Consider the following 11662-nt stretch of genomic DNA (forward strand, 5'->3'; position numbering starts at 1 on the left):
CCATTTATTAAACTCATATATCTTATTTACTATAACTTTAATACTTTTTTCATCTATGTTATCTGCATTAAAATTTCTTATAAATAATTCTATATCTCTAAAATCTAAAACCTCTTGCTCTAAATCCGATTGCTTAATATTCCTCTTGTCATTTACAGTTTTTTTTGCAATTACATTTCCACAATAATTATTTTTAGTAAATGCTAATTTATAATAAAATTTAGTAAATGAATCTATATCTACTATTTGATACTTATTATAAAACATTAAATGTAATAATGACTTTCTTTCTTCCTTATTATTTTGAGCTATGACTAATTGATGGACCACTTTATCTATTTTTTGATGAAGATCATTATATAATTTTATTTCCTTATCAGTAGCTCTTTTCTCATTTATTAATAACCAATAAAATGACAGCTTATTACTCAACGATTTTATTTTTTCTAACTTTCCATGCTTTACTTCTGATATCACAATATTATTTATACTATTTTCAGTAATATCCTTTAAAATATATTCACTATTTCTATTATCTAACTTTGGTATTATTTCTTTATATTCCATTCCCTCAAGCGGTCCATTATTTATATATGTCATTAAATATTTCACCGTATTATTTTTATTTTTTCCTAATTCATATAATAATTCAACCGTATTCATATTACAAATATCTAATGATAATATATCTATATTTATATTTAAATCTTGTTTTATTCTGTTTATAGCAAAACACATTTCATACAACCCCATAATATATGGTTTATCTCCACATAAATCTGATAAACTTGCTACTATAAAGCCATGTCCTGAAATAACTAACATATATCTTTCTGCAGGATAATTATTTATTGACCATTCTATAAATTTATATAAATTTTTATAGTCTGCCATGTTTAGATATGAATATTTTTCTTGTAACTTTACTTCTCCATCAATTACTGAATATCTTCTTGTACCTATCCATTCATTCTTGTATCTTATATTATCTTGTCTTATTAGATTAACTATTTCAATAGGAGCTTTACTTAATTGTATAACTGTATTTATATCATCACTTCTAACACTACATACATTATTAAATGTATTTTCCATTTCTATACCTAACTCATTATTTCCGTTTAAATACATTATAACTGTCCACTTTTTCCTTTCCATAGTTAAACCCACTCCTAACATAAAATAGAATTCTTCTTTTATGTTTATGATTATATAAAGTTATAATAGACTAAATTTAATATTAATTTCTAACTATAAAAAAAGTATGTGACTTTCATCACATACTTCATACTCAGTTTTAAGTTAAAGATTTTTCATTACATGCACATTGATTGCATTTTACTTCACAACATGGCTTATCTAATATATTAATTGTTATTTTTGAATATGAAGTTGCAAATTCTGTATCTCTAACAGCTACAACAAAACTATCAACACCAACAAATCCAACCTTTGGTGTGTATAACCATGCTCCTGTTGTAGAATCTACTGAGGCAAATCCATTAGTAGGTGGTGTAAATATACTATAGGTCAAAGGATAATGTCCATCCACATCCAACGCTGTTATATTCCCCGTTACCGGTTTATTCCTACAACTTTCAACTGTATAGTTATACACAATTGGTGGTAATGGTGCCATTATAGATGTTGATACTTTATTAGTTATAGCTTCACCTGGATTATTCGGCTCTCCTGGAATTGAATAGGTGTAAGCTATATTCGAAAAGTTAACATAAGCTCCTGAATCTGGAATAGTACTTGCTTTTGCAGTTATGAAAATTTGAATGCTTTGTTTAATTCCTAATGAGCTATTTAAAGAAATTGTTAATGTTTGTCCACTCTGAGATATAGTTGCTCCTGGTGGAAGAACAGATGAAACATAAGCTAACCCAGTTGGAAGTGTATCTGTAACAATAACATTATTTGCTACTGCCGTTCCATTATTACTTATTGTTATTGTATAAGTAAGATTTTCATTGATAACTACCGTTGGCTTATCTACTTCCTTTTCTCCACTAATAATCGGAGAATTAACATCTAATTCTATAGCTGCACCTGTTACCCAATATCTATCGCCTTTTGATGTAAATTGCAATATTGTACTAGTTTGTGAATTATTCAAATTTGTGTTTGGAGCTGGATTAGCGTCTACATTGGTTATATCCCAACCTTGCCTTCCTCCATCAATATTAGATCCATTTGGATTCTGATTTTGATTTCCAAATGAACCCGAATAATCTCTTTGTCCATAATCATTATTTATTTGAGATGCAAAAAAATTATCCACTAAATTGTAGTCACCATATAAATAGTTAAAACTGTTACTCTTATTGGAAATTCCTACTTGATCTCCCTCTCTAGTAGCATCACCTTCTAAAGCTGTAATTAATATTCTTCCATTTACAACTCCACTACTTGCAGTTTCAAATCCACTTGCGGTAGCCTCTGCTGTTTGTCCTGCCCCTACAAATGTTGATATATTTCCAGTGTATACAGTCATATTCCTAGATGGTAAAGTAGGATTCTTATATACTACACATAAGGTCCATCCACAAGCATTATCAGTACTATTTTCTGGTGTTGTTGTTCCTACAACTCCACTACAAGTAATCTTATAACTTCCTCCAGTAAGAAGGTTTACACAGCTTGTTACTTCTTGAGTATTTAAATAATAAAGGGGATCATCATCTGAACTTCCACTAATATAACTATGCGCTGTATCAGGAGAAATATTAAATGGTGAGCCTGTTTGAGGCGTTGATAATTGTACTTGTTTGCCAATACTCGTATAATAATTTTGCTCTTCAACTATACATGATCCAGCCCATATTAAATAAGCCTTTAATACAGTACTTCCAAGTGGTAAGCTTAAATATGCATAAGACCCATTTTTAGTAAAATCTAATGTAGTTCCTGCGTTTGCATCTCTAGGATAATCTAATACATTTAATGAATTATTAGTTGTAATCATTGCTCCAATTGAATCTGCTTTCCCTGCATATTGTGTTGTTGGCTGTTTACTTAAACCCAATGTATTACCTGTAAATGTTATGGCTCCATTTGTTGTTATTGTATATCTTTGATCAAATGATCCGATTGCCACTATATTCACCTCTCTTTTCTCATTACTATATAATATATTTTTAATACATTTTTGTTAACAATCATAAGTAACATTTACCTTATTTAAAGTATAAAATATATTATATTTTCAAAAAGGAAGTGATTTCTTTGCACGAGCAAATGGTTTTTACTTGTACTATATATGATATGTGTAAACAGCAAGATTGTTTATCACCAAACTGTGCTAATCCAACTGCAAATGAATATCTAATTTCACCTGCTCGAAATGGTAGTGGATTTCAGGTTGTTTTTTTAGACGAAGAAATAGGTGGTTATTTTTATGTACAACCTGATGAAGTATTTTATATGACTGACGATTATAAATATGTAAAAGTAGTAGATAATACTTTTGAAACAACAATGACAGTTAAAAAATTCACACCTACTCCCCTTAATAAGGGTTATTATGATTTGGTAATAGAATACAGATTTGATTATGCTCTTGAATTTTTCGATGAAGATAACAATGCTAAACCAGCTTATATTCAAAATACTCCTGTTTATCAAATTCAAGCATATTCAACTTATACTAAAACAGTTCAATTATATGGGGGGGAAATTCAAAATACAGTAACTACCTTAAGTAGTTTCTCTGGACAATGTTGCTCTAAATATCCTGAATATAATATTCAAACAACAGCTGACATTATAAAAGCTGAAAATCTTCCCCTTCCAGAATTAATATGTAATCCATATGTAGATCAAAGCAAAAATGAACTAGATGAAGATGTTATTTATACTCCATCTATTACAATCGGACTCTTCACAATAATATCCCTACTTAGACCTAATAGGATTAATATTTTAACTGGTAAACCTATTGATATACCTACATGTAATAATCAAATTAATATATGTGAGGATTTTAATAGTATTCCTTTCCCATATGAAGCTTTTGATGCTAGCGGTGGTCATCCTTGCAAATAAGCTATTAATATAAAAGGATCAGTATTATTATAATATACTAATCCTTTTCTTATTTTTATATTAATTATTACTATAGTACTCTCATTAAAACATATATTTTTTTACTATCTATCACAATAAGGTATTTCTCTTGCTGAAACAGTGTATTGTTGTAAATAAACAGGTACTGCTGTTCCACCACTTTCTATAGAAGATACTGTAATATAGTAATTTACTGTATTCTCTGTATTTAACATTGCTGGGTATTCTATAAATTGAAATGGCACTACCCATGTTTCTGTTGGTCCGTCTGTGCCATAATGATTTCTAATTAGATTATTTGTTGTATATACTACTGTTCCAGTAGATGGTGTTCCCCTATAAATTGTAATTACCGTTACATCCTTATAAGCTGTTGCTGATGAACCAAGATTAGCAGTATAACTTAAAATAACTTTTCCATTAATTTCAATTTGATCTTTTTTGCAAGTCATTTTTAATGATAAAGTTTTTGGTATTGTATAAGCACTGGTTACTGATTGTGATGTTGCTCCTAAAACAGTTGTTCCTATAGTATCATTAGCAGTTGGTAATAAATATAATGCCATATCTAGCATCCTCCCTTTTATCCTTTGATAAATATTTTTCTAATAACATAATATGACACCTAATTATAGTTGTTACATTATATTTATTCCTGAATTACAAATTATTTTTTTCACAATTTTGCTTTCATTTATATTCTTTTATTCTATATCCACTTACACTTTATATACTATTAATGAATATAATATTACAAGTAAAGATAAGCTAGGAGGAAATAAGATGTCTGAAAAACCTATATATATAATAACCTTTGATTCTGCAAACAATAGTATGTTATTATATCGATTATTAAAAGGAAATCAACTAAATATCTATATGATTCAAACACCTTGTTGCTTATCAGCTGGTTGCGCAAGGTCTATTGAGGTTGATGAAGCAGAAATTGATAAGGTAATTGAATTAGTAAAAAATAATAATATTCCAATAAGGGCTATTCATAAAAAATATGTAAATCCCACAATCAGAAGATATTGTTATGAAGAAATAACATTTTAAATATAAAACTTTAAGGAGGGTCTATGATATATTTAGATAATGCGGCTACTACATTTCCAAAACCTAACGAAGTATATAATGAGGTTGAAAAATGCTTAAGAACATATTGTGCTAATCCTGGAAGAGGATCTCATAATATGTCACTTCAATGTGAAATTAAAATTTTTAATTGCAGAGAAAATTTAGCAAAGCTATTCAATATTCAAGATCCTCTTAGAATAATCTTTACTTCTAATACTACTGACTCTTTAAACATTGCAATTAAAGGTATTCTAAAACCTGGAGATCATGTAATTACAACTATGATAGAGCACAACTCTGTTCTAAGACCTTTAAATTCATTAAAAACCAATAATATAGAAACAACAATTTTACCTGTAGATTTAAAAGGTTATCTTAATTTATCACATATTAAAAATGCTATTAAAAGTAACACAAAAGCTCTAATTATTAATCATGGTTCTAATGTATTAGGAACAATTCAAGATATTGAATCTATAGGTTCCTTAGCAAAATCTTTCGGATTAATTTTTATTGTTGACGCTGCTCAAACTGCAGGATATTGTGATATAGATGTAAAAAAAATGAATATTGATTTACTTGCATTTCCTGGTCACAAGTCACTGTTAGGTCTACAAGGAACAGGTGGACTATATATATCTGATAACATAGATTTATCTACCCTTAAAGAAGGAGGAACTGGTAGCAACTCTGAATCAATGATTCAACCTGACTTTTATCCTGACAAAATGGAAAGTGGCACTTTAAATGCACCTGGAATCGTTGGATTAAATGAAGGTGTGAATTTTATATTAAATAAAGGACTCAATGAAATACGAAGTCATGAAATTGATTTAATGGAATATTTGACTTGTGAATTAAAAAAATTATCTTATATAAAACTATATGGTGAAACAAATTCTCTTATAAAAACTCCAGTCTTATCTTTGAATATAGATAGATTTGATAGTTCTGAAGTAGGAGAATATTTAAATAATCAAGGTATTTATTTGAGAACTAGTTATCACTGTGCACCTCTTATTCATAAAATTATAGGAACTGAGGGTAAAGGAACTGTTCGAGTAAGCCCCGGATATTTTAATACCTTTAGTGACATCGAAGCTTTAATAGAGTCATTAATAAAAATATATACTACTTAGATATATAAAAATAGACTGCTTTTTTAACAATAAAAGCAGTCTATTTTTATACTCTATTCCCCTGTTTTAAAAAGTTTCTTTATAAACGAATCATTATTATTTCTTTCATCTAATGAACTAATTTGTTCCTTTAATATATTAATTTCATTATTGTTACTAGCTATTATTTCATTTAATGTATTAATATTATCTTTTAACCTTCCTATATCATTTAAATAGCTCATCTTCTCCTTACTAAAATTATTAACCTCTTCCATTAAGCTCAAAATCTTATTATTTAAATTTGAAATTTCATCTTTACTATTATTAATTATTTCTGTATTTTCTTGAATTAAATTTTGAACTTCGCTAATTTTAGTTTTTAATTTTTCATTTACACTTCGTAATTCTTCATCTTTTTCTTTAATTATATTTATATAATTATTTTTTTCAACTTCATTTTTATTTACAAATTCCCTAAGCCTTATTACCTCTGGATCATCCACCTTTTTCTCTTTATTATTTAACATTCGTGTTAATTCATTTACCTTATTTTCATATTCTCCTGAATAAATTTTATTTTCAGTTAAAGCTTTTTGTAGAGTACTTATTTGATAGTCTTTTTGATTTAATTGTGTATTTAAATAATTTATATTTTCCATTAATTTTTTCTTTTCATCATCAGCAATCATAAATCTTTCTGTTAAATTATTAATCGCAACTTCATAACCTTTTATCTTTGATATAAATGGCTTTATGCAATCTTTATTTATTGTTCCTTCTCCTAAATTTAAACTACTTATACTTTCATCTAAATCTTCTTCTGTTATAATAGAATTATTTATAAGGCCTGGAAATGTCATAGTAGATTTATACTTTTCAATTGCTACATTTTTTACAAAATTACTATCTGTATATATATTCAAATCGTCCGTTTTAATAAATAATATACTATTCTTTGATATTTTTTTATCACATGAAAAACTATACTTATTATAATAAGTTATATTTTTCAATTTCATATCTTCAATAGATCTAACTTCTCTATTAATCTCTAATTCTTTTATTTTTAAAACATCATTTAAAAGATACGCTAGATATAATTTATTATCTTCTGATATATAGATATCACTTAATCTAATTTTAGGTTCTGCCTCTTGGATAGTATTATTTTTAATATTTTCCTTACCAATTCCACAAACTATATTTGCTCTTCTATAATTAGCAAATGTATATGCGTATGCTATAGTATCTCCCTTAACAACAAAATCAAAACTATTTATTGGGAAACTACATTGATCTAACTCTTTAAAGCTTGACCAACTATTCCTCTTTATATCATAGCTCCTATATCCAATTGCATTAGGATAACCTATTTTAACATAACATATATATAACCCTTTATCACTTGCACTTATTATATAGGGAGTATCCCTTTTAGCATCAATCCCATCTATAATTACAGCTGGTGTTAATGTAAGCCTATTACTTAATACTCTAAAACAAATTGTACTTATAGTATTAACTTCATTAATATAAAAAATATTTAAAGAATTATTTACTGATGCAATTTGCATATAATTATTTTTAGATACTGCTCTAGTTAAAATAACACCATTCTCCAATTTATCCTCTATAAAATTACTTAAAAACAACTCACCCTTTAAATTAATATATATAAGAGAAATATCTCCATCTGAACTTAAAATTACACTATTTAAAGTTTCACACTTATCAAATATAATTTTTTCCTCTATAAATTTATGTTCCTCGTACTTAGCTAAATATATTTTGTTTTCTTTTTTGTAAAAATTAAGTAATTTCCCCTTTAATTCTATCCAAAAATTTTCCTTTTCATAATAACCCATCATTTTCCTCCAAAATATTAATATAGCTTACACTCTTTTAATTAAACACTAATAAATTATAATGTATTTAATAATTTATATATTAATTTATCTTTTTCTGTAATTATATTATTTAACTCTCTTATTTTTATAATATACTCTTCATTTCTTTTATTATAATATTCTTGAATCTTCATTAAATTATTAATATTATCAAATTTGCTATTTAAACTATTCTCATAAAATAATAGTTCTAATAACTTATAATTATTATCTCTTATTCTATAATTGTCTCTATTAATTACTAAATTATATACTATACTTTTTTTCATATAAGTATTTATTTTTTCAATTTTATCATCCAAAACCTTTATTATATTTGTATTTACACAATTTATTGTTTTTTCAGAATAGTTAATATTCCAATTACTTAAATCTCTTGATATTGCACTTTTAATATAATTATTATTCTTCCATACTAAATATATCATTCCCATATAAACGGATACTTTTGGATTTAGTATATTATCTGAAATATTGCTTAAGCTTTTTTCATCATATATACTTTCCCCTTCTTTCCCTATATCTACATATCTATATTTTATATATAAATTACTATCAATTTCTTTATTATAAAATAAAATAGGTTTATTTTTATATTTAACAATAGAAATATTAGATGTATTCGGTAATAAAAAACTTTCCTCTGCAGTATCTTCTATCAAATTATAAAGTACATACTCTTCACAATCACCTTGCTCTGAAATTAATATCATTGCTTTATCATCTTCTGAATAAGTAGAAAAAGGCCTTGTCTTGTTATTTAACGTATTATCAGAAATAATATTAAAATCACTACATATGCTTATATTACTATTAAATATAAAAGATTTATTATTATTCCACCCTCTAAATATTAAGTTTATCTGATTTTCATTTTTAATTATCATAGTTAATGAATCTATCTTTTGAGAATATCTTCTTATATCTAAAACAAAATGTGTATTTATTTTTATACTTCCGTATTCTTCTATTCTAATTTCATATAAATATATTAAGTTCTTATTATTATAAGTACTTATCCAAAGTGACTTATCAAAATATTCTAAGCAATAATCTAATACATCATCACTTATTATCTTAGTTTTTCCATAAAAATTTATGTATAAAGTTTTTCCCTCTTTAAAAATATTGTACAACTTTTCATTGTAATTTAGTAATTTCAAATCACTAATCATAACATCACCCAAAATATACTATATATTAAAAATATGAGTATTTTTTTGTAAATATTCCCTATAAAAGTTGCAATCATTGTATAATGATTTTTTTCACACTTTATATCTCATCTCATATTATATTATTAGGTTAGTTGCTTAATCTATTAATAAGGAGGATTATATATGTCACAAGACAATTTTAACGTATTACAACCTGAAGCACTTGCTGATGAGTGCTTAATTGCCAAAAAAATATACGGTCGCTGCAAACAACAAGATTGCTTAAGACCAGTAGACTATTCACATCCACCAGTACCACCATGTCCTAATGGAGTTTTACCACCAGAGGTACCTGACTTTATAAAAATAAGTTCAAGTTTATTTGGTAACCCAACTGATAATACAACTTCTACCCTTGCTAATGTAAGTGCTGGGGGTCCACTAATTTATACTGGCAGTGCTACATCTATACCTGAAGGAGCACCTATTGTTTTTAACAATACTGTAGCTAGTATCAAAATTTCTAACTTTGCTACTTCAATTAGTGCAATTAATGTAGCATCACCAGGACAATTTGGACTTCCAGGTTTTTACGATGTAACTGTTCAGTATACATTTTATTATAACTTAACATTCTACGATGCAAGTGATAATGCATTCCAATTCGTTATAAATGGTGTTACTGCATCACCAACTAGCTTAGTACCAGCTTACACTGTTTACAAAAAACAAATTTCATTAGAAGGTGGAGTTGTTGATCCTAATACTGCAATAGCGATAGGTGATAGTGCTTACTGTCCTACTTGCAATATTCCACAACCTACTAATAATGTGCCTTATGCTTATGTTCAAGCCATAGCTAGTCCATTAGTTCCTAAGATAGGACAATATCCTAATCCTAATAGCACAACTACACCTCCTACTTGGGCATATCATGCTGATGTAGTAGTTGGTTTATTTACAATAATTGAATTATACAGAATTACTAACATGACTGTAGCTTCTAGCGGACCTATAGAAGTTCCTCAATGTCAACCATCTGTAATTAATGATCCATGTGTTGGATTTAATCAATTATTATTCCCATATGATGATTTTGATCCACCATATAGAAAATGTTAATATTTTTTATAAATTCTTAATATATCTATTAAGTCTATATAGTAAAAAATCTCTACGTGAAAGAAATTCAACTTCAATTTCTTCACGTAGAGACTTTTTTTAATTTCTAATTATTATATATGCCATATAAAATACATAAAAGGCCACTAAAATAATTCCTTCTTTTTTTCCAAAGTTTTTTTCATCTTTTTTATTTACAAATATCATAATACCAATTATTAAAGTTACTATAATTAAAAATGCAAAATCAAATAATAAATTATTAGATACAGCTATTGGACTTATAGCTGATGATAAACCTATAATTAATAAAATATTAAATATATTTGATCCTAATATGTTTCCAAGTGCAATATCCTTTTCTCCTTTAAGAGCTGCTACTACTGATGTTACAAGCTCCGGAAGAGATGTTCCTATTGCTACTATTGTAAGTCCTACAAGTTTTTCACTCATTCCTAAAGAAGTTGCAATAGTTGTTGCTGAATCTACAACAACTTGTCCTCCAATAACAATTCCTGCAATACCTATAATTAATTTTAATATACTCATAGGTATGCTTATTTCATTAATACTCTCTAAAGCTAATTCCTCTTGTATGTTATCACTCGCTGCCTTACCCTTCTTTACAGATAAAACCAAATAGATTATATATGAAATGCACCCTATTAATAGAACAATTCCATCAAGTCTTGATATGTAATTATCCTTTCCACCTAATATCGTTGTAAATGTTAAAAATAAAAGTAATGTTGTTACTAATATATCAATAGTAAAATCTCTTTTAACTTCCTCTTTTTTAATTGTTAATGTCATTATTATAGTAGTAACTCCAAGAACAACTAATGTATTAAAAAGATTTGATCCTATAACATTTCCAACAGCTATCTCATTATTTCCTTTTATTGCTGAAATAGCACTTACTGCAAGTTCTGGTGCACTTGTCCCTAAAGATACTATTGTTAATCCAACTATAACTGAAGGTATTCCCAATCTTTTAGAAATATTAGAAGCCCCACTAACAAAAATATCCGCACCTTTAATTAATAGTACAAAACCTATCACTAGTAATATATAACTCATTTACGTCCTCCTATGCTTTTCCCTAATTATTATATTTTTATAATTTCTAGTATTTATATACAATAAAATTATTGTATATCAATCTATATAATCTTACAAATTATTTTTATATTAATTTTAAATG

10 protein-coding genes are annotated in these 11662 nt (G+C 26.8%); 4 read left to right on the forward strand and 6 right to left on the reverse strand.

The genetic code is table 11. From position 1 onward, the window contains the following. Both I4V51_RS19350 and I4V51_RS19355 read right to left on the reverse strand, forming a co-directional pair. Nucleotides 1-1158 (reverse strand): clostripain-related cysteine peptidase (locus I4V51_RS19350; protein ID WP_195990077.1); only part of this gene is annotated, 1158 nt, incomplete at its 3' end. Between the two features lie 139 nt (nt 1159-1297). Beyond that, entirely contained in the window at nt 1298-3103 is a 1806-nt protein-coding gene (locus I4V51_RS19355; protein ID WP_195990078.1) for an Ig-like domain-containing protein, read from the reverse strand. Between the two features lie 128 nt (nt 3104-3231). On the opposite strand from I4V51_RS19355, the gene I4V51_RS19360 reads away from it, so the two are divergent. Then, the gene (locus I4V51_RS19360) at nt 3232-4050 is read left to right on the forward strand and encodes a hypothetical protein (RefSeq protein WP_195990079.1); all 819 of its coding nucleotides are present in this window, start codon (nt 3232-3234) and stop codon (nt 4048-4050) included. Between the two features lie 104 nt (nt 4051-4154). On the opposite strand, the gene I4V51_RS19365 is transcribed toward I4V51_RS19360, so the two are convergent. Continuing rightward, entirely contained in the window at nt 4155-4637 is a 483-nt protein-coding gene (locus tag I4V51_RS19365; RefSeq protein WP_195990080.1) for a hypothetical protein, read from the reverse strand. 217 nt (nt 4638-4854) lie between these two features. Between I4V51_RS19365 and I4V51_RS19370 the strand changes: the two genes are divergently transcribed. Further along, entirely contained in the window at nt 4855-5130 is a 276-nt protein-coding gene (locus tag I4V51_RS19370) for a DUF3343 domain-containing protein (RefSeq protein ID WP_195990081.1), read from the forward strand. Between the two features lie 23 nt (nt 5131-5153). Further along, complete coding sequence (locus I4V51_RS19375) at nt 5154-6290, forward strand: aminotransferase class V-fold PLP-dependent enzyme (protein ID WP_195990082.1); 1137 nt, start codon at nt 5154-5156, stop codon at nt 6288-6290. Nucleotides 6291-6343: 53 nt separating this feature from the next. Here I4V51_RS19375 and I4V51_RS19380 read toward each other — a convergent pair whose 3' ends face one another. Further along, complete coding sequence (locus tag I4V51_RS19380; protein WP_195990083.1) at nt 6344-8137, reverse strand: hypothetical protein; 1794 nt, start codon at nt 8135-8137, stop codon at nt 6344-6346. 56 nt (nt 8138-8193) lie between these two features. Further along, complete coding sequence (locus tag I4V51_RS19385; protein ID WP_195990084.1) at nt 8194-9354, reverse strand: hypothetical protein; 1161 nt, start codon at nt 9352-9354, stop codon at nt 8194-8196. Between the two features lie 165 nt (nt 9355-9519). Here I4V51_RS19385 and I4V51_RS19390 point away from each other — a divergent pair, with 165 nt between their 5' ends. Beyond that, entirely contained in the window at nt 9520-10458 is a 939-nt protein-coding gene (locus I4V51_RS19390; RefSeq protein WP_195990085.1) for a hypothetical protein, read from the forward strand. A 99-nt stretch (nt 10459-10557) separates the two neighbouring features. On the opposite strand, the gene I4V51_RS19395 is transcribed toward I4V51_RS19390, so the two are convergent. Further along, entirely contained in the window at nt 10558-11538 is a 981-nt protein-coding gene (locus I4V51_RS19395) for a calcium/sodium antiporter (protein ID WP_195990086.1), read from the reverse strand. Between the last annotated feature and the right edge of the window lie 124 nt (nt 11539-11662).

The organism is Clostridium sp. D53t1_180928_C8, assembly GCF_015667795.1.
Classification (GTDB): Bacteria; Bacillota; Clostridia; order Clostridiales; family Clostridiaceae; genus Clostridium.

What these genes read in the sequence shown, in the direction of transcription:
- I4V51_RS19365 (WP_195990080.1), bottom strand. Translation starts at nt 4,637, where the DNA reads ATGGCATTATATTTATTACCAACTGCTAATGATACTATAGGAACAACT.
- I4V51_RS19370 (WP_195990081.1), top strand. Translation starts at nt 4,855, where the DNA reads ATGTCTGAAAAACCTATATATATAATAACCTTTGATTCTGCAAACAAT.
- I4V51_RS19375 (WP_195990082.1), top strand. Translation starts at nt 5,154, where the DNA reads ATGATATATTTAGATAATGCGGCTACTACATTTCCAAAACCTAACGAA.
- I4V51_RS19380 (WP_195990083.1), bottom strand. Translation starts at nt 8,137, where the DNA reads ATGGGTTATTATGAAAAGGAAAATTTTTGGATAGAATTAAAGGGGAAA.
- I4V51_RS19385 (WP_195990084.1), bottom strand. Translation starts at nt 9,354, where the DNA reads ATGATTAGTGATTTGAAATTACTAAATTACAATGAAAAGTTGTACAAT.
- I4V51_RS19390 (WP_195990085.1), top strand. Translation starts at nt 9,520, where the DNA reads ATGTCACAAGACAATTTTAACGTATTACAACCTGAAGCACTTGCTGAT.
- I4V51_RS19395 (WP_195990086.1), bottom strand. Translation starts at nt 11,538, where the DNA reads ATGAGTTATATATTACTAGTGATAGGTTTTGTACTATTAATTAAAGGT.